We start from the raw sequence: 19,442 nt of genomic DNA on the forward strand, positions 1-19,442 counted from the left end.
TTCGCTTAGAGCGACACAGGAGCGTCGCGTCATTACGAATTACGAATTGGTATAATGACAGACCCCAACACAAAACTTGCTGGTTATGGAACCGGGGGACTTAAACCCACGGAACTTGTTAAAGACTTCTAATCACTGATACCATTTCACGAAATATCTGATACAAATGATTTGCCTGTAATTTTCCCCCTGCCCCTGCCCTCTATTTGTATCAATTTTAAAGTGAAACGGTATGATAGGGTGATGCGGGGACGCAGAGAGATTTTGCACGACTAATTATTATATTTTTCTTGAGAAAGATTGCAACAGAAATAGGAGTTTGACAGTCTTGAGACAGTAGGCTACACAACTCTAATTAAAGAATTACATAATTCGAGCGATGCCGCCCCAAATTAACTGATTTAGATTCAATTGTTTTTTGTCCATCTACCAGTAAGTATGTCTAATTGTCCCTTGAAGTTTGCAAAAACAAAATTATTTTGGCAACGCCTGTTCGCTATCGTTTTTAGCAGTAGTTTATTGATTCCCAACTTTGGCAACCAACCAGCAGGGGCGCAAGTAACACAGTATTGTCAGCTATCATCAACAGCAGCACGAGAAAAAGAAAACTTACGTTTGTCAGCCCTCAAAGGCAATCAAGATGCCGAGAAGCGCTACCAACAGCTAGTGCAAGAACATGCACAGGAAATGCAGAATTGCCGCAACCGTAATTGGCCGCAAGTTCAAGCTATCTGGTTACGCTTATATCCCTGTGATATCAAGGCAGGGGCTATCGAGCAAGTTATGGATCGGATTGTCAACCGTGGATATAACCAAGTTTATTTAGAAGTATTCTACGATGGACAAGTACTCTTACCAGTCGCTGCTAATCCTACAGTTTGGCCCTCTGTGGTTCGTAATCGAGGGGCAGAAAAAACTGACCTGTTGTTGACAGCAATTAAAAAAGGTCGGCAACGTGGTTTAAAGGTATATGCTTGGATGTTTACTGTCAACTTCGGCTATACTTATGCCCAACTCAAAGACAGACAAGGAGCGATCGCCCGCAATGGCAAAGGACAAACGAGCCTGTATGTTGTAGATGATGGTTCTCAAGTATTCATCGACCCCTACAACCCGCAAGCAAAACGCGACTATTACCAGATGGTACAAGAGATCCTCCGACGGCGTCCAGATGGTTTGCTACTCGACTATATACGCTATCCACGGCAAGCGGGAAGTGATTCCATCGCTACCAAAGTTGCAGATTTATGGCTATTTAGTGAAGCAACTCAGCAAGCTTTATTTCGACGGGCACTAAATTACAAGGGGCTAGACTTAATTCGACGCTTTTTGAGTAAAGGATACATTACCGCAGGCGATATCACTGAAGTCGATAAACTATATCCTCAAGAAGGTGAACCCATGTGGCAAGGACGCATTCCGCCATCAGCACAAAAATCAATCGTGCCTGCAACTAACAGACAACCTCTGTTGCAATGGGAGTTGTGGCAACTCTCTGTTGCCCATGCTATGCAAGGTATTCTCGATTTTGTTGCCTTAGCCAGTTACCCAGCACAGCAGCTAAAAATTCCGGCAGGAGTAGTGTTTTTCCCTGATGGCAACCAAACATTAGGACAAGGGTACGATTCACGCTTACAACCTTGGGATAGATTTCCTAGTACATTACAGTGGCATCCCATGTCTTATGCAACTTGCGGTAATGCAAATTGTATTGTGCCGCAAGTGCAACGGGTTTTGAGTGTGGCAAAACCAGGTACGCAAGTAATCCCGGCTTTGGCTGGCAAATGGGGAGCATCGATTAGCAATCGTCCACCTTTGGAAGTGCAAATGCAGGCACTGCGGCAATTTGCACCACAACTAAAAGGAGTGAGTCATTTTGCTTACTCTTGGCAGTATCCCGAACATGATGGCGATCGCAAATTTTGCCGATCTTAAACCAACCCCGAACGCAGTGCGACAACCGCAGCCTGGACGCGATCATCTACTGCTAGTTTGTTCATAATCCCCCGGACGTGAGTTTTAACAGTGTTGGGACTGAGATAAAGTTTCTCAGCAATCTCCGGATTACTCAACCCGTCTACCATCAGTTTCAACACTTCTAACTCCCGCGTAGATAGGTTAGCAGTGTTAGTAGTGGGTGAAGGCGGCTTGAGGTTGTCAATCACTCTCCTGGCAATGTGGGGATCTAGGTAAGCTGCACCATCAACCGCAGCGGCGATCGCACTCAACAATCGCTCCACACTCGCGCCTTTGATACAATATGCATCGGCACCGCTAGATAAAGCTGCAATAATTTCTGCTTCTGTTTGGTGGGATGTCAACATTACTACATGAGTTTCTGGAAGTGCTGCCTTGATTTGCTGCGTCGCTGCAATGCCATCCAATCGCGGCAAACCGATATCCATAACCACCAAATCAGGTTTTAGTCGTAGTGCTGCTTGGACTCCTAAATAACCATCTTCTGCTTGTCCAACAATTTCTAATTGGGGATGGGTCATTAACGATTGCTCTAGTCCCAATTGCATCATTGGATCATCTTCAACAATTAACACCCTTAATGGTGGTGCATTGGCTGGTAAATTTATTGGATAGTTGGCATCTGGAGACATTTTTATTTAGTTTGTCCTTTGTCATTTGTCATTAGTTCTTTGTCAAAATCTAAATGTTATTCTTTTTCCCAATTCCCAACTTTTATTCTTCCACGCGATAGCCTAACTCGGCTAAACTCACTCTAGATTGACGCCATTTTGGTTGAACTTTAACAAATAGTTCTAAATAAACTTTGCCTGCTATTAATTTTTGAATTTGTTGGCGGGCTTCACTACCGATGGCTTTGAGCATTGCTCCACCTTTGCCGATGAGAATTCCTTTTTGGGAATCGCGCTCAACATTTATAGTCGCAAGTACACGGGTAATGTTGGCGGTTTCTTCTACTTTATCAATGGCGATCGCAACTGAATGGGGTACCTCTTCACGAGTCGATAATAAGATTTGTTCTCGAATCAATTCACCCATAATGAAGCGTTCTGGCTGGTCGGTTACTAAGTCGGGAGGATAGTATAGTGGGCCTGTTTCTAAATGTTCAATTAACAGTTGTTGAATTTGTGGTAATCCTAATCCTGTCTTGGCAGAAAATTTTACAGTTTCCCATTCATGAGATTTTGCTAATTCGGTGTAACTCTCATCTATGATTTGGAAATTCGATGGTTGTTGGTCGGTTTTGTTTATACCTAAAATTACTGGTGTTGTGCTACGAATGAGTAAATCAGCAATGTAGCGATCGCCCGCACCACAAGCTACTGTACCATCTACTACAAACAACACTACATCTACTGATTCAATCGCTATTTTGGCATTTTGTACCAGTACCTCCCCCAATTGATGATGGGGTTTATGAATTCCTGGTGTGTCAACAAAAATTAACTGAGCTTCTGATGTAGTTAAAATGCCGCGTAAACGATTACGTGTCGTTTGCGCTACTGGTGAGGTAATGGCAATTTTTTGTCCTACTAATTGATTCATCAGTGTAGATTTACCGACATTTGGACGGCCAATAATGCCAATAAAACCTGATTTAAAATTAGGAGGAGCCTGAGGCACCATCACTTCTGTTGAAAAAGAGAAGCTGTAATTATCAATACTAGTCACCTTTGGCTCCACCGACATATTTTACAGATGGGATAAGTTGTTTTTTTCTCGACACGCAAAACAAACATAAAATCGCCCTGACATTTTCGGGGATTGCTCTTGCTTGGGTTTAATCTAGTACTAAACTCTGCTTCTGTTTAATCTACTACTAATAAAGATATATTTTGATCATAAGACGAAAAAAGCTATGAAAGCACCCAAACGTATAGGAATTCTCACTAGTGGGGGAGATTGCTCTGGTTTAAATGCGGTAATCAGAGCTGTAGTGCATTGTGCTGTAAATACCTATGGTTGGGAGGTGCTGGGAATTCGGCAAGCAACTCTAGGGTTAATGACACGTCCGCCACAATTTACTAAGTTAGAAATTGATCAAGTTGATTCGCTGTTAACTGCGGGTGGCACAATGCTGGGTACGACTAATAAAGGCGACCCATTTGCTTTTCCCATGCCGGATGGCAGTTTATGCGATCGCTCCGAGGAAATTATCGCAGGCTACAATCAGCTGGGTTTAGAAGCATTAATCGGGATTGGTGGTGATGGGAGTTTGGCGATTCTCCGTCGCCTTGCCCAACAAGGTGGGATTAACTTAGTCGGGATTCCTAAAACTATTGATAACGATATTGGTGTTACTGAACATGCTATCGGTTTTGATACAGCGGTGAATATCGCTACAGAAGCACTAGATCGGTTGCATTTTACTGCTGCAAGTCATAGCCGAGTCATGATTTTAGAAGTGATGGGACGTGATGCTGGACACATTGCCATAGCTGCGGGAATTGCTGGTGGAGCAGATGTAATTTTAATTCCAGAAATTCCTTATGCTATTGACCACATTTGTTACAAAATCAAAGAACGCCAAGAGAAAGGTAAAAACTACTGTTTAATTATTGTTTCCGAGGCAGTTCGTACCCAAAACGGAGAGACAGTAACGATTACAAGTCATTCTGGTCAATGGCGATATGGTGGTATCGGTGAATACCTAGCCGATCAAATTACCCAACGCATTGGCGTAGAAACGCGAGTTACAGTTTTAGGACATATTCAACGGGGTGGAACTGCATCACCATTGGATAGATTAGTTGCAACCGCCTTTGGTGTGGCTGCGGTTAATTTAATTGCTGAAGGTAAATATGATCACATGGTTACGTGGCAAAATCGCCGTGTGTTAAGTGTGCCAATTACAGAAGCGATCGCTCAATACAGCGCAGTTGATCCCAATGGCACTTTGGTGAAAACTGCTCGTGGTATGGGTATTTATTTGGGAGACTAGGGAGCGTTACCCCCGAGTTCCCCATTCCCTATTCCCTAACATGAGCAACTGTAACACCACTACCACCATCGGCTTGTTCTGCTGGTTCGTGGTGGCTGACTCTGGGGTGCTGTTGTAAAAAGGCGTGAACACCTTGGCGTAACTTCCCAGTACCATGTCCGTGAATAATCCATACTGGCCCTGTGGCTTCGGAAATGGCTTTATCTATGAGCAATTCGGCATCAGCTACTCGTTTACCACGCAAGTCGATGGTGTTTTTGGAGGTGCGAATTGCTGGGGTTGGTTGCGGTGGTGTTACTACTGCTGGGGCTGTTTTGGGCTTGACGATTGGTTCTGGTTTTTGCCCATCTAGAGATTCTACGTCTTGTAGCTGCACTGTCATTTTCATGATGCCAAAGCGGACAGTTAATTCCCCATCATCATTGGGGGCGGTGATTACTTCTGCTGTTTGCCCCAACTTGGCAATGCGGACGCGATCGCCTACTTTGGGCATAAATCCAACTTTGGGTTTAGCTGGCGCTGTTGGCTGATATTGTTGGGCTATTTGATTTAAGGCGTTGGTTGCTTGTTGGGCATCTTGGGCTGTGGGCGTACCTTGCTGCAAGCGGCGAATCACTTGGGCGATTTCACTTTTGGCTTGGGCGATCGCTTGTTGGACTGCTACTTCTTGCGAAGCCTTTAGCGTCGCTTCTCTTTCCTCTAAGGCTGAGGCTTTGGCGGATACTTGTTTATACAACCGTTCTGCTTGCTGTAGTAAATTTTGAGCTTCAGCGGCTTTGGTTTCTTGACGGCGACGTTGGGCTTCTAAGCCAGCAATCACTTGGTTAACTTCGTCTGTCGCTTCTCCCACTTGGGTTTTTGCTTGTTCGATGACTTCCGGTTTCAGCCCCAAACGCAAAGCAATTGTCAAGGCATTGGAACGCCCAGGTATGCCCCACAGTAAACGATAAGTTGGCGATAGAGTACTTTCATCAAATTCCACAGAAGCATTTTCAAAGCGTTCATCCTCGTATTTAAGGGCTTTGAGTTCGCCAAAGTGAGTGGTGGCAATAGTTAACTGGGCATGGTTAGCTAAATATTGTAGTAGAGCGATCGCCAAAGCACTACCTTCGGCGGGATCGGTTCCCGCACCGACTTCATCGAGTAGGACGAGGGAGTGGGGAGTCGGGAGTCGGGAGTCGGGAGATGAGGAAGCAGGGGAGCAGGGAGCAGGGAGCAGGGGAGAATAATTAATACTCAATTCCCCATTCCCCATTCCCAATTCCCCATTCCCCAACGCATTCAAAATCCGACTAATGCGACGGATATGGCCAGAGAAGGTGGATAAGCTTTGCTGTAGGGATTGTTCATCGCCAATATCCGCGAGTACTTGATCAAACCAAGGGATTTCTACTGGTTCGCGGGCAGGGATAAATAAGCCCACTTTGGCCATTAAGGCTGCTAAGCCCAAGGTTTTCAAGGTGACAGTTTTACCACCAGTGTTTGGGCCAGTAATTGTCACTACCCGAATATGTGGACTGATAAGTAAATCTACGGGGACAACTGGTTGACCTTGTTCATGTTGTTGCTGCCAGACTAATAGAGGATGCCGTAAATTCCGCAGGGTAATGATTTCTTGTTCTTCTCGCTGAATGAATCTAGGCGGATTGGCTTGTAGCCAAAAACTATAACGGGATTTAGCGGTTGCCAAATCTAATGTTGTGGCAATTGCTAACAACCTTTCTAAATCGGGCTTAACTGCTGCTATCTGTTCTGTTAAAACCCGCCGAATCGCTTCCTCTTCGGCTTGTTCTCTTCTGAGTGTTTGCCGGAGTTGGTTGCCCATCGGCACGACAGAATTAGGTTCGATATAGAGTGTGGCCCCACTCGTAGAGGTATCGTGAACAATACCGGGAATCGCGTCTTTTTGCGGTGCTTTCACGGGAATGACAAAGCGATCGCCCCGTTGCGTAATTAATTGTTCTTGAACTGCTCCTGATTTTGCTTGTAAAATATTTTGCAATTTTTGAGTAATTTGGCTGCGTAATCGCCGCAAATCTGTGCGAATATCACCTAGTTTTTGGCTCGCACGATCAGTTACCTGTGCCCGTTCATCGATACAACGGTGGATTTCCTGTTCTAGTTCTGGATAAGTCCGCAAATCGGCAACCAACTCCGTCAATATTGGTAAATCCTCTTGGTTGTCGATTATACGGCGTAAATTTCTTGCACCAGCAAGGGTAGTGGCGATCGCTAACAGTTCATCTCCTGCTAAAATGCCGCTGAGTTCTGCTCGTTCTAGGGAATCCCCAATATCTTGAATTCCTTCAAATGAGAGTCCTGTAGTTAGACGACTTTCTAGTTGGTAGACTTCTTTGGTTTGCTTTAACAACTGTTCGCTTTCCACCTGAGATGCAGGGATTTTTAGAGAACGCGCAACCGTCGCCCCCAATTTGGTTGCTGCAAACGTCGCAAGGTGCTGGCAGAGGCGAGACCATTCTAATAGTTCTAGGGTTTCAGACTGGATCAAGGCTTCATTATCTAATCTGAAATTATCGTAACAATTCTAGCCGTGCTATGAAACTTATGCGGCAGCTATTTCTTGCACGAGAACGTAGGGCTGGATGATCAGAGTATTAAATCGCTTGCTAAGATTACTATTCCATTCTCCCAACTGTACTACTGTGGGTTTAGTGAGTAATTGCTCATCAATCCACTGTTGTACTGAGGTCAGTTGATCATTAGCGATCGCTACCCCAACATCCAACAAGTCTAGGTCATCTGCTACTAAAATTATTGCATCTCGCTGTGCATGGGGAATTAACCACTCCCATTCTGCTTCATCTACGGCCTCTTTTAATTGTGTTCTTAAATCTGACATGATTTTCTCAGGTTGATTTTTGGTTATTTTTTGTTATTGGGGTTTTCTCTAATTAATCTCTTGACCAATCCCCAGTACCCAAACCCTAAACTTCTGATTTCATTTCATCGATTTCAAACAAAGATACAATGACTCCAGCAATTGGGATAGATATAAAAATACCTAATAATCCAGCTACTCTTGCACCTACTAACAAAGCAAAGAATACGACTACAGGATTAAGATTGAGCGCACCTTGCATAATTCGAGGTGAAATCAAGTTATCTTGTATTTGCTGAAGAATAATACAAGCTATTAATACTTTTAATGCTAGCCAAACACCTTGAGATAAGACAATTAGAGTAACAATGCTGACGCCTAATGTAGCTCCTATACCAGGAATGATATCAACTAAACCAATTATTACTGATAATACCAAAGCAAAGGGGACATTTAACACTAAAAAAACTAAGAAAGTCGAGCTTGTGAGAAATAAACTTAGTAATAGCTGCCCTCGAAAAAATCCCAAAAATGAACGCCTAATAATGTTTGTGAATCTGTTACGGCGTTGTTTAGGTACTATTTTTAATATAAAATTCCATAGTTTTTCTCCATCTAATAACATGAAGAAAGCCACAACTGCAATCAAAATAAAAGTGACAAAGTTAGTCAAAAATCCTTGTAAAATAGCTAAGCTTGTCACCAAACTTGAGAGAGCTTGATTTCTTAATTGTTCTTCAATGAAACTTAAATCTATTTGCAGATTCCGACTTTGTAAAAATGCTTCTAGTCGCTGTACTAAAGGTATTAAAGAATTCAAAAAGGCAGTTACGCTATCAATTAATTGTTGCCCTTGAGATAGAACTGTGATACCTACAGTAATTGCAGAACCGCCGAGAATCACAATACTCAGCAAGAAAACTACAACAACTGCAACACTGTGAGGCAAAAAATGCTTTAGCCACTGTACAGGATAGCTAAGTAAAAAAGCTAAAATTGCAGCGAAAGTAAAAATAACGATAACCGCTTCAAAGTAACCTAAAAGCTGTACAATTGCCCAGCCAGATGCAACTAAAAGCAAAAAGCGGACTAACGCCAGATTGTTTAATTTATCCCAAAAATTCTTGGCTTCAAGGCCGCTCATATCTTGTTTAGGGGAATTGGGGACTGGGGATTGGGGACTGGGTACTGGGGACTAGTTAGGGAAAAGGAAAGAATCTGTTCCTTTCTCCTTTCCCTTTTCTCTTTACCCAGCAAAGCCTGTTCCCTATTCCCTTTCATAGAGTAATTGATTTTAAACATATAGAAATGAAGTAGCGATCGCCACCTTCTTAAAGCATAATCCTTTGTGTCTAACTCATCGCCCTAAATCATGCATTTCGTTAATAACTGCGGCGCACTTTTGGGTAATTGCTTCTAATTCTTCTTTATTGCTGGAAGTAGGAGCATCAATTAACTGCCCAATTCTAATGGTGAGGGGAACTGCACGAGGTATTGACGAGCCTTTTGGTAAAATTTTCTCACTACCCCACAAACTTACAGGTAGTATCGGTGCTTTTGCTTTCGCGGCTAGTAGCAATGCACCTCTTTTTGGCTGTGTAATCTTACCATCGGGTGTGCGAGTACCTTGTAAGAAAACGCCAACAGCCCAGCCGTTCTCTAGGTATTCTAGGGCGGCACGGATGGTAGTACGATCAGTACTTCCCCGACTGACTGGGTACGCGCCGTATAATTTAATTGCTTGTGCCAAAACCGGGACTTTAAATAATTCTTCCTTGGCCATGTATGCCACAGGGCGACGTACGCAATTTGAGACAATCGGAGGGTCAAAGTAACTAGCATGATTGCTAACTACCAGGAGTGGCCCTGATTGAGGAATATTTTCCGCGCCATAAATCTTGCCCCGAAAGTAAGCGTGAAGCATGGGACTGACTATAGACCATTTAAAGGCATGGTAGAGGGCCAAACTAATAAACGGTTCGCGGGTTTTGTTCACAGAAGATGATTGAAATCAGGCTGAATTTAGCATAAGCGATCGCAACACCCACAGCAAACTCAAAAAATCGCTCCTTAAATCAAGACTATCGCGATTTATACTGAGCAATATCTAAATACAAACACCCTGATTATCCAGTTGCCATAATTAAACCAGTAGCAACGTAGGGTGTGTGACGGCAGTGAAAACCGACAGCATATTTTATCGCCTATTTCAAGAGTTTCCCAGCATCTTCTTTGAACTAATTGGCAACCCTCCCGAAACTGCCAATATCTATCAATTTGCTTCAGTTGAAATCAAACAAACAGCCTTTAGAATTGATGGTGTATTTCTGCCCACTCCAGAGAAAATAAGCCCAATTTATTTTGTGGAAGTGCAATTTCAATCAGACCCAGACATTTACTTGCGCTTAGTATCAGAAATAGCTTTATACTTACGCCAAAATAAACGAAAAAACCCTTGGCGAGGAGTGGTGATTTATCCAAGCTCAGATATAGATACAGGTGAGAAAGAAGATTTTTTAGAATTCTTCCAAAGTCAGCGAATCAGTATAATTTACTTGAATGAACTAGGTTCAACTGCATCACTGCCACTAGGCATTGCTACGATAAAATTAATTATAGAAGAGGAAAATACAGCCATTAACACCGCCAGGGAATTAATCAACCGCACCCAGCAAGCAGTAAATTTACAATTACCAAAACAACAATTACTAGAATTAATTGAAACAATCTTAGTTTATAAGTTTCCAAAAATGAATCGCCAGGAGATAGAAGCAATGTTTAGTCTCAGTGAATTGAAGCAAACGCGGGTTTATCAAGAAGCTAGAGAAGAAGGTAAACAAGAAGGCAAACAAGAAGGTAAACAAGAAGGTAGACAAGAAGGTAAACAAGAAGGTCGGTTTGAGGCAAAATTAGAAGCTATACCTAAGCTTTTAGCATTGGGTTTGACTGAAGAACAGATAGCGCAGGCGTTAGACTTAGATGTTACACAAGTCCAGCAACTAGAACAGGAAACGCCTAAACGCAGCCAGCCGTAGGCATCACAGCAATAAAATATGAATATTTTCCTGTGTTTGTGTTCCATCTGCTGTAGCGAGTGGGGACTATAGTATTCCATTTAAGACTAGGATGATGCAATAGCGATCGCATCGCTTCCATATCATCAGTAATAATAAAGCTTGATTTTGCGGTTTCTACTAAGAGTAGGTTGTGCTTAAGCGATAATAGATACATTTCCCTACGAAGCACAGTCATGACTGCACAAGGAACTATGATTGGTTCTTTTGGTTATGCATCGCTGGAACAAATGCAGGCTGGAGAAGCTTATCCTGCAAGTGATTTATATAGTTTGGGTGTGACTTGTTTTCATTTATTGAGTGGAATTCACCCTTGGGAACTTTGGAAAACACAAGCTTACGGCTGGGTTAAGATTTGGCGACAGCGTTTACAGCAGCCGATAAGTCAGGAATTAGAACAGATTCTTGACAAGTTGCTGCAAGAGAATCATCAGCAGCGTTATCAATCTGTGGAGGAAGTTTTACAAGATTTACATGCACAACCAATACCATCAATTCAACCCATCACACCTTTAGTTCAGTCCTCAGCACTCCCAGGACAAAGTAAAGTTCCAATATCAGTTGATAATAAACAAAAAACCTTGATAGTTGTCGCTTGTATTGCCGTAGTGAGTACAGTAGGTTTTTGGTTGACAGCACAGCATTCTCAACAATCGACTGAATCTACTAAAACTAGTAGTCCAATCTCTCAACCTATTGCTACAACCAAAACCACAGAAGCAGAAGCTATAACTCCAACTGCTTCTGCATCTAAAAATGATCGTGAGAGTATTCCGGGAATAAGAGATTTACCACGGCTGGAAGGTAAAGCTACGGTAGTGATGAGGGTTAAAGGTTTGCCAATTACTATCGAAGTGGATGGTACTAATGCCCCAATTACAGCTGGTAATTTCGTAGACTTAGTTCAAAAGGGTGTCTATGATGGGTTGTCTTTCCATCGAGTTGTGCGCGAACCCCAACCATTTGTGGCGCAAGGAGGCGATCCACAAAGTAAAAACCTGAAACTTCCAGCTAGTAGATTGGGAACAGGTGTTTATATTGATGCAAAAACTGGGAATCAGCGTTACATACCATTAGAAATTAAACCAAAAGGTTCTGCCGCACCAGTTTATGGTAAGACCATTACCCAGACACCTGTTCTAGCACATAAACTTGGTGCAGTTGCAATGGCGCGAGGAAGCCAATCAGATTCTGCATCTTCCCAATTTTACTTTGCCTTGGCGGATCTGAGTTTTTTAGATGGGAACTATGCTGTTTTTGGCTATGTTACTGAAGGTATTGATATAGTGAACAAAATTCAGCAAGGCGATCGCATCGACTCTGCAAAGGTTACTCAAGGTGCAGAAAATCTGAAGATTCCATAAAATTAACTGAAGTTATTTTCTAACAATGAGGCATCGCTTCTGGCTCAACTAGAAATATCAGCTAAAAAACCCCACACTTGGAGGTGCAACAATGGTACAGCAAATCACACCAGAAACTACAAGCGAAATCATCTACCCCCAAAGCGATGGACAGCCAATGGCAGACAATACAGAACAATTTACATGGATTGTCAAAATTAAAGAAAATTTAGAAATCTTATTTGCATCGCAATCAGATGTGTTTATCGCTGGAGATTTGTTTTGGTATCCAGTTCAAGGAAACCCTAATATTAAACAAGCGCCCGATACAATGGTAGCCTTTGGCAGACCAAAAGGAAAACGAGGTTCCTATTTACAGTGGAATGAAGATAATATACCCCCACAGGTAGTATTTGAAATTCTATCGCCAGGTAACACTCTCAAAGAAATGACCAAAAAATTGCAGTTTTATGAGCGTTACGGTGTGGAAGAATATTATATTTATGATCCAGGTAAGAACGATTTAAATGGCTTGCTCCGTTCTGAGGATAGTTTTGAAGTCATCGAAGAGATTAATGGCTGGGTAAGTCCGCGTTTGGGAATTCGTTTTCAACTCACACCGGATACCCTAGAAATTTTTTCTCCCAACGGACAAAAGTTTTTGACACCTGTAGAAATTGATCAGTTACGCGAACAGGAACGCGAACGCGCAGAACAGGAGTGTCAAGCAAAGGAAGCAGTTTTACAAGAATTAGAAAAAGAGCGCGATCGCTATCAAGAACTATTAGCTAAACTGAAAAACCAGGGAATTGACACAGATAGTTTGTAATTCTAAGTTAAGTGATTTGATCACAGTAAATATTCAATCATCCCACAGTTTGGAGGTGCAACAATGGTACAGCAAATCACACCAGAAACTACAAGCGAAATCATCTACCCCCAAAGCGATGGACAGCCAATGGCAGACAATACAGAACAATTTACATGGATTGTCAAAATTAAAGAAAATTTAGAAATCTTATTTGCATCGCAATCAGATGTGTTTATCGCTGGAGATTTGTTTTGGTATCCAGTTCAAGGAAACCCTAATATTAAACAAGCGCCCGATACAATGGTAGCCTTTGGCAGACCAAAAGGAAAACGAGGTTCCTATTTACAGTGGAATGAAGATAATATACCCCCACAGGTAGTATTTGAAATTCTATCGCCAGGTAACACTCTCAAAGAAATGACCAAAAAATTGCAGTTTTATGAGCGTTACGGTGTGGAAGAATATTATATTTATGATCCAGGTAAGAACGATTTAAATGGCTTGCTCCGTTCTGAGGATAGTTTTGAAGTCATCGAAGAGATTAATGGCTGGGTAAGTCCGCGTTTGGGAATTCGTTTTCAACTCACACCGGATACCCTAGAAATTTTTTCTCCCAACGGACAAAAGTTTTTGACACCTGTAGAAATTGATCAGTTACGCGAACAGGAACGCGAACGCGCAGAACAGGAGTGTCAAGCAAAGGAAGCAGCTTTACAAGAATTAGAAAAAGAGCGCGATCGCTATCAAGAACTATTAGCTAAACTCAAAGAGCAAGGAATTATCACAGACAATTTGTAATTGCTGCTGATGGTGCGTTAGCCAATTTACGGCAACCAAACAATGCAGTTTATCAATGCATTATCCAGGAAATATCTTAGATAAATCGAGTAACAAATCAGGGAAAGGTGGCAGATTCACCAATTCATTGGGTAGAAAAATCAATTTCCGGCGATAACCAAATTACACTAAAAACAGGTGGTTCAGGAACGTACTCCCTCCACCTGTAAAATTAAGTTATAAGTATGTTTGTCATTTAAGTTAGATGATTTTCTAACAGTGAGGCGATCGCATCTGGATGAATATTTTTGTATTTCTTTTTACCAAGTTGTAAAACACAGTTAGGAGCGCTGCTGCAACATTTTTGGCAACTGGTGCGCTCAATAGTAACTTTGTCTAATAAACCGCGATCGCACAAAGTTTTTTCTAATTCTGATAATAGTCCCTTACCACCACGCTTCATACAACCAGATTTTTGACATACCATAATCTTGGCTTTGGGTTGAGGCGGCAGATTTTGCGCTGGACAAACACCAATAGATGTAACTCGATAAGCTTTGAGTTTAGTTTCGCCTGTATGTGGATTGATTTTACAAATACCACAAACGCGAATTTGTTCACCAGGTATTAACGATAAACCAACAGAATGACGCAAATCTTTAGGTAGTTTAACTTGCACATTTCCCGAAGGAATTCCTACTTGTAGATATTTACGTTTTCCTGGTTCGTCATCAACAAAACCTAAGAATTGTCCTTCAATATTCAACTCTGATAACGTCAAAAACTTTTCACTCATGGTTATTTTTGATGATAAAAAATTAGGAGTCAGGAGTTAAGAATTAATCATCATAACTCATAACTCATTACTCTTGTTATGCGACTAAAAGGGGTTTAAATCCCCCTAACTAAACGTAATTGCGAATTGTTTAAACCAGACGTTTAGCTTCTACAGTTTGCGGTAAATTTGCTAGTTCTGGTAAATCTCGAAATTCCAACTCCCAACCATTTGCCAGAGTGAGAATTTTCCCTTCACTACCATCTGTTTGTTTAACTACTTCTTCCTCAAGGTCTTTTTTAGCAACGTAAACAACTAAAGTACCAGCATCATTCAAACGCAGCATTACTTTCATGAAGTCTCCTCAACAGATTCTAGTTCTTTTTTCCGACAACCGACGACGAACCCTGTGTCTAAGAAATGCACGGCATAAATATAGGAATTCTGTAAAAATGTGCCGATACTTGCTACGTAACCGATATCTCCCTTTCTCGCTAGAACTGCTCCAATTTCTTGACCGGGAAATGTGCCATCATTTTTAATCAGTTTGCGAATTCGTACTTTTTGACCAATTTCAAAAACAGGTGGCAAATCCAGTTCTAATTCATCGCGTTGCATGAGAGTACCTCTGTTCTCGTACTAAATTCAACAATTCTGCTGTAGTGAGGTTACGTTTTTTGATTACTGACTGTTGGCGGACTGCATCTAAAACAGACTGGGTTTCTTGTGAGTTTAAAAAGATGCCGTGTTGTTCTAGTAAACTAGATACCAAATGCCGACCGGAATGTTTACCTACTACTAAACGCCGTTCCCAGCCTACTTCTTCTGGTGCAAATGGTTCGTAGGTGATAGGGTTTTGGAGTACGCCGTGTGCGTGAATGCCAGACTCGTGAGCAAAGGTATTTTCACCAACAATTGCTTTCCAAGGTGGCACGTCAGAACCTGATGCTGAGGCAACTAATTGAGACAGTTCTAGCAACCGGGGAGTATCAATACCCAAATCAACGCCGTAGATGCGTTTGATGGCCATCACCACTTCTTCTAAGGCTGCATTACCAGCTCTTTCGCCTAACCCGTTGACTGTGGTATTTACTGATGAGGCTCCAGCTTTGATCCCTGCAAGTGCGTTGGCAGTTGCTAAACCAAAATCATTGTGGGTATGAATTTCTAAGGGAATTGATAAAGCTGATACTAAGCGCTTGACTTTTGTACAGGTGGTGAAGGGGTCGAGAACTCCCACGGTGTCGCAGAAGCGAAACCGCGATGCACCCCATTCTTGAGCATAAAGCGCTACATCCAAGAGAAAGTTTTCATCTGCTCTAGAAGAATCTTCTCCGCCTACTGCTACCCAAAGACCATTATCAACTGCGAAACTGATACAGTCTTTGAGTTTCTGCAAACTTACCCGCCATTGACCGTGAAATTTGGCAGCAATTTGAATACCAGAAACAGGGATAGCAATATGTACACGCTTCAAACCGCAGGCTATGGAAGCTTTGATATCTGAGATGACAGCACGATTCCAGCCTAAGAGTTTAGCTTGCAAATTTAAATTAGAAATTGCTGAGATTGCGCGTGTTTCTTCCTCACCCATGGCAGGAATACCGACTTCTAATTCAGGAACACCAATGGCATCAAGAAACTGGGCGATCGCTACTTTTTCTTCTAAGTTAAAAGCAACACCTGCTGCTTGTTCGCCATCACGTAATGTAGTGTCATTAATTATGATTTGGTGCATCGCAACCATCCCTCCAGTGGAAGTATTCTTAATATCCTTTCTTTCTACAATTCTTCATGATGGTAAATGCTGAAAATATCAAAATTCATAATACAGGATATATGATCCTTAATTATTTACTCATTAGCAGCATTACATCTGTATGACAGAAAACCAAAACCTGGTATAATTTAGGAATTGTTTTTACTGTTGTCATTCGAGATCTCTTCGATTAGTAAGTAGCTGATATAGCTATTAACAAGTCCTGAACAAAGTAAAAGACCAAAGCCAGCAATTAAGGTAGAAATCATCTTAGTGTCCTCATTTTTTTCAAGATTAATCTGACTTGATGAATGAAATTATTTGCGTAGGTAGGGAGTGGGAGGAGATGAGGGAGATGAGGGGGATGAGGGAGACGCAAAGACGCGGAGACGCGGAGAATAATCAATAACGAATGACGTAAAGCCTGCGGCATAGCTACGCTTAGAGCGTAGCGGTAGCGAGTCCGCGAGCGTCATGACGAATGACAATTCCCAATTCCCAATTCCCAATTCTCAATTCCCAATGCTTCGACTTCGCTGAGCAACCATTCCCAATTCTGAGTGAATATGCAATTTCAATGCTTAACAGCTTCATCAACTTTGTTCTGCTAGCCAATCAAAAATTCGCTCTAGCTGCTCTAGATTCACTAGACCATATTGCCAAAGGAGCATCGGTAAAGGGCCATTTTCCAACTCACGGTGTCGCAATGCTACAGCAATATCGGCACTTGAAAGTTCAAGTTCATTGTGCAAAAAATTGAGTAATTTCATATCGCTGTTACGAGTTACCATAATTGGACTTTTAATTTTTTGGTCTAGGAGATAATTAAAAATTAGAAACTCCAGATATTGTTTGGTGATTTCGCCTTTTTAATTGTTGATGGATGTCAGGAAAATTTCAGATTTAGCCAACTGGGAAAAACCCAAAGTTAAACTAACCTATCTCAGTTTGCAATAAAATTTGCTAGCGGACAGTAGCTTCAAATTCTAAACTTCAAAGAGGTTCGTGCATGGTTGGGAATGGGGAATGGTTGTTGAGCAAAGTCGAAACAAGCACAAGCATTGCAAATTGTTTTACTACTCATCGTTGTATTGCCAGCAACGCTCTAGCCAGTTGACTAATTCATGACGAGAGGCGAGAAATTGCATGACTGTGCTACGAATGAGAATTGCTGTGAGCAGACTATTTACTTGCACTCGCAAAGAACCGTCAGGATGGCAGGAACAAGGAATCATCAACTCTTGTAAACGGTGATAAATTCGCCAGCGATCGCTCAACGGAATCTGCAAAACTTGATCGGAACTACAGGGTGGTAACATAAGCAATTCAAAATCTAAAATTCAAAATGCCTGAACTGATTAAGGCTCCTTGATGGCAAGTTCTTCCTGCTTGGAATGACTTGTAAGGTTTTGCAGTTTTTCTTCTAGTTGCTCGATGCGTGCGAGCAGGGAGCGAATCACGGTGGCTTCGACATCGGGTAGTTTTCCGTGTTCTAGGGGTGAATCGCTCCCTTTACGGGAAATAATGCGACCGGGAACGCCAACGACAGTACAATCAGGGGGAACATCACGCAGGACAATTGAACCTGCACCAATACGGACGCGATCGCTAATTTGAATATTGCCCAAAACTTTCGCACCCGCACCCACCACAACGTTTTTACCCAATGTGGGATGACGCTTACCACTGTCTTTGCCAGTTCCGCCAAGGGTGACGCCTTGGTAAATCAGTGTATAGTCCCCCACGATCGCAGTTTCACCAATTACAACGCCCATGCCGTGATCGATAAATACGCCCTTACCAATCTCTGCACCCGGATGAATTTCAATTCCTGTGAGAAATCGCCCCCAGTGAGAAATGAGGCGAGGGATGAAACCCACCCCTCGACGGTGTAACCAGTGAGCAAGGCGATGCAAACACAGAGCGTGTAATCCAGGGTAGCAAAACACCACCTCTAGCCAATTACGTGCCGCTGGATCGCGTTCAAAAATAATGCGAAAATCACTCAATAATGGCTCAAAAAAAATGCCAGAGAGTAGGGTGTTTACCTGGGATGTAATTTTTTGAGGATTTTTGACACTGTTTAAGGACTGTTGCATCGGTGCTGTCTGGTTAAAGAGCCATATACTATTTTTATGCTTATATCAGGCAGCTCAAAAGGGGACAGTACACCCAATGTCGATTGTATTTATTGGATTAATTAAGGTTGTACTCATACACCTCAAACCCTGACTTAAGGGAAATTTAAAATTTCTTTTGGGGTAGGGGTGCTAGTGTTTTGCGAGAGGGGTACTAGTATTTTTTGGGGAGAGGTTAAGAATTTCTGTACTCACTTTACAATTCTTTGCCTGTGAGAGTTTGCAACGATTTAGGCAAGATATTTACGATATATTAAGTTGTACTCAGCTGCTAACAAAATGCAGGTAAATGGAGCGACAAATTAAATATCTGTATATGCAGCTACGATTGCTATTCTATTATTTCGATAGATAAAAAACCTGTTTCTTTATTTTGTTTTAGGTTTTGTTGTCTGTATGTCTATATACGTTTCCACATCATATATATAGTTCATAATTAGTCATTTGTTTTTTGTCATTTGTCCTTTGTAAAAGCTTTTGACAAATGACTAATGATAAAGTGCAAAATCTGAGCGTTAGCTTCCGTTGAAAACTTGGGCTAACGTCGATTGATTTCACCCAGCGCCTCTTGAATCACTTCATCACTTACACCGTGACGCTTTAAGCTGGCAATCAACGCAGACACTGTATCTCCCTCTAAACGTTCCAAGTCTGTGCGAAGCCCTTGTCCAATATAGGCACGTACTAGGGGTTGATACCCAGAAAAACCAAGCAATGGTGCAATTCGCTTCAAATCTTCAATCACATCTTCAGGAATGCGAATTATGATCGTTGTCATGGGACGATTTCTATCTAATCGCTTCTTTAATGCTTCAGGTTTCATAGTATTCACGTATAAATGAGTATCAAAGACTGTTTAATGAGGTTCCAAGACTCATTAATAAGTATCAAAGACTGTTTAATGAGGTTCCAAGACTCATTAATGAGTATCAAAGACTGTTTAATGAGGTTCCAAGACTCATTAATAAGTATCAAAGACTCATTAATAAGTATCAAAGACTCATTAAT

General features: G+C 41.9%; 20 protein-coding genes and 2 pseudogenes. 6 read left to right on the plus strand and 16 right to left on the minus strand.

The window, feature by feature from the left end; genetic code table 11:
* The first annotated feature begins 438 nt into the window (after positions 1-438).
* A complete protein-coding gene (locus AC5JMF_RS10080; protein ID WP_495795570.1) occupies positions 439-1,935 on the plus strand; it encodes a family 10 glycosylhydrolase in 1,497 nt (498 codons plus the stop codon).
* On the opposite strand, the gene AC5JMF_RS10085 is transcribed toward AC5JMF_RS10080, so the two are convergent.
* Together AC5JMF_RS10085 and era are read right to left on the minus strand one after the other, a co-directional pair.
* Positions 1,932-2,609, minus strand: a complete 678-nt coding sequence (locus tag AC5JMF_RS10085; protein ID WP_495795571.1) for a response regulator — start codon at positions 2,607-2,609, stop codon at positions 1,932-1,934. The two genes, AC5JMF_RS10080 and AC5JMF_RS10085, sit on opposite strands and share 4 nt — an antisense overlap.
* 82 nt (positions 2,610-2,691) lie before the next feature.
* Positions 2,692-3,666 carry a GTPase Era gene (gene era / locus AC5JMF_RS10090; protein WP_495795572.1) on the minus strand — a complete coding sequence of 325 codons (975 nt, stop codon included), beginning with the start codon at positions 3,664-3,666 and terminating at the stop codon, positions 2,692-2,694.
* Between the two features lie 169 nt (positions 3,667-3,835).
* On the opposite strand from era, the gene AC5JMF_RS10095 reads away from it, so the two are divergent.
* Positions 3,836-4,918, plus strand: a complete 1,083-nt coding sequence (locus tag AC5JMF_RS10095) for an ATP-dependent 6-phosphofructokinase (RefSeq protein WP_495795573.1) — start codon at positions 3,836-3,838, stop codon at positions 4,916-4,918.
* 28 nt (positions 4,919-4,946) lie between these two features.
* On the opposite strand, the gene AC5JMF_RS10100 is transcribed toward AC5JMF_RS10095, so the two are convergent.
* From AC5JMF_RS10100 to AC5JMF_RS10115, 4 genes are all read right to left on the minus strand, one after another.
* Positions 4,947-7,427 (minus strand): endonuclease MutS2, encoded by a 2,481-nt coding sequence (locus tag AC5JMF_RS10100; RefSeq protein ID WP_495795574.1) that lies wholly within the window; start codon positions 7,425-7,427, stop codon positions 4,947-4,949.
* A 54-nt stretch (positions 7,428-7,481) separates the two neighbouring features.
* Positions 7,482-7,778, minus strand: a complete 297-nt coding sequence (locus tag AC5JMF_RS10105) for a DUF2288 domain-containing protein (protein ID WP_495795575.1) — start codon at positions 7,776-7,778, stop codon at positions 7,482-7,484.
* Between the two features lie 85 nt (positions 7,779-7,863).
* Positions 7,864-8,901, minus strand: a complete 1,038-nt coding sequence (locus AC5JMF_RS10110) for an AI-2E family transporter (protein ID WP_495795576.1) — start codon at positions 8,899-8,901, stop codon at positions 7,864-7,866.
* A 213-nt stretch (positions 8,902-9,114) separates the two neighbouring features.
* Positions 9,115-9,753, minus strand: coding sequence for a lysophospholipid acyltransferase family protein (locus AC5JMF_RS10115; RefSeq protein ID WP_495795577.1), 639 nt, complete (start codon positions 9,751-9,753; stop codon positions 9,115-9,117).
* A gap of 181 nt (positions 9,754-9,934) precedes the next feature.
* On the opposite strand from AC5JMF_RS10115, the gene AC5JMF_RS10120 reads away from it, so the two are divergent.
* The gene (locus AC5JMF_RS10120) at positions 9,935-10,792 is read left to right on the plus strand and encodes an Rpn family recombination-promoting nuclease/putative transposase (protein WP_495795578.1); all 858 of its coding nucleotides are present in this window, start codon (positions 9,935-9,937) and stop codon (positions 10,790-10,792) included.
* On the opposite strand, the gene AC5JMF_RS10125 is transcribed toward AC5JMF_RS10120, so the two are convergent.
* The gene (locus AC5JMF_RS10125) at positions 10,773-11,009 is read right to left on the minus strand and encodes a hypothetical protein (RefSeq protein ID WP_495795579.1); all 237 of its coding nucleotides are present in this window, start codon (positions 11,007-11,009) and stop codon (positions 10,773-10,775) included. The genes AC5JMF_RS10120 and AC5JMF_RS10125 overlap by 20 nt on opposite strands.
* Before the next feature lie 451 nt (positions 11,010-11,460).
* Between AC5JMF_RS10125 and AC5JMF_RS10130 the strand changes: the two genes are divergently transcribed.
* From AC5JMF_RS10130 to AC5JMF_RS10140, 3 genes are all read left to right on the plus strand, one after another.
* Complete coding sequence (locus AC5JMF_RS10130) at positions 11,461-12,195, plus strand: peptidylprolyl isomerase (protein WP_495795604.1); 735 nt, start codon at positions 11,461-11,463, stop codon at positions 12,193-12,195.
* A 91-nt stretch (positions 12,196-12,286) separates the two neighbouring features.
* The gene (locus tag AC5JMF_RS10135; RefSeq protein ID WP_495795580.1) at positions 12,287-13,003 is read left to right on the plus strand and encodes a Uma2 family endonuclease; all 717 of its coding nucleotides are present in this window, start codon (positions 12,287-12,289) and stop codon (positions 13,001-13,003) included.
* Positions 13,004-13,066: 63 nt separating this feature from the next.
* On the plus strand, positions 13,067-13,783 hold the full coding sequence (locus tag AC5JMF_RS10140) for a Uma2 family endonuclease (RefSeq protein WP_495795581.1): 717 nt from the start codon (positions 13,067-13,069) through the stop codon (positions 13,781-13,783).
* Positions 13,784-13,843: 60 nt separating this feature from the next.
* Here AC5JMF_RS10140 and AC5JMF_RS10145 read toward each other — a convergent pair.
* From AC5JMF_RS10145 to AC5JMF_RS10185, 9 genes and pseudogenes are all read right to left on the minus strand, one after another.
* Positions 13,844-13,945 (minus strand): annotated as a pseudogene (locus AC5JMF_RS10145) (Uma2 family endonuclease); the annotation flags it as partial.
* Positions 13,946-14,018: 73 nt separating this feature from the next.
* Positions 14,019-14,558, minus strand: coding sequence for a (2Fe-2S) ferredoxin domain-containing protein (locus AC5JMF_RS10150; protein ID WP_495795582.1), 540 nt, complete (start codon positions 14,556-14,558; stop codon positions 14,019-14,021).
* A gap of 130 nt (positions 14,559-14,688) precedes the next feature.
* Complete coding sequence (nifT, locus tag AC5JMF_RS10155) at positions 14,689-14,892, minus strand: putative nitrogen fixation protein NifT (protein ID WP_495795583.1); 204 nt, start codon at positions 14,890-14,892, stop codon at positions 14,689-14,691.
* A pseudogene (locus AC5JMF_RS10160) lies at positions 14,867-15,155 on the minus strand (nitrogen fixation protein NifZ). The gene nifT and the pseudogene AC5JMF_RS10160 overlap by 26 nt, the downstream one beginning before the upstream one ends.
* Entirely contained in the window at positions 15,142-16,275 is a 1,134-nt protein-coding gene (gene nifV, locus AC5JMF_RS10165; RefSeq protein ID WP_495795584.1) for a homocitrate synthase, read from the minus strand. Before nifV ends, AC5JMF_RS10160 begins: the two are co-directional and overlap by 14 nt.
* A gap of 614 nt (positions 16,276-16,889) precedes the next feature.
* Complete coding sequence (locus AC5JMF_RS10170; RefSeq protein WP_495795585.1) at positions 16,890-17,087, minus strand: DUF2949 domain-containing protein; 198 nt, start codon at positions 17,085-17,087, stop codon at positions 16,890-16,892.
* Positions 17,088-17,372: 285 nt separating this feature from the next.
* Positions 17,373-17,615: an Asr1405/Asl0597 family protein gene (locus tag AC5JMF_RS10175; protein WP_495795586.1), complete on the minus strand. Its 243-nt coding sequence runs from the start codon at positions 17,613-17,615 to the stop codon at positions 17,373-17,375.
* A gap of 39 nt (positions 17,616-17,654) precedes the next feature.
* Positions 17,655-18,395 carry a serine O-acetyltransferase gene (gene cysE, locus AC5JMF_RS10180; RefSeq protein ID WP_495795587.1) on the minus strand — a complete coding sequence of 247 codons (741 nt, stop codon included), beginning with the start codon at positions 18,393-18,395 and terminating at the stop codon, positions 17,655-17,657.
* A 577-nt stretch (positions 18,396-18,972) separates the two neighbouring features.
* The gene (locus tag AC5JMF_RS10185; protein WP_495795588.1) at positions 18,973-19,257 is read right to left on the minus strand and encodes a hypothetical protein; all 285 of its coding nucleotides are present in this window, start codon (positions 19,255-19,257) and stop codon (positions 18,973-18,975) included.
* Between the last annotated feature and the right edge of the window lie 185 nt (positions 19,258-19,442).

This window comes from Desmonostoc vinosum (assembly GCF_059505385.1).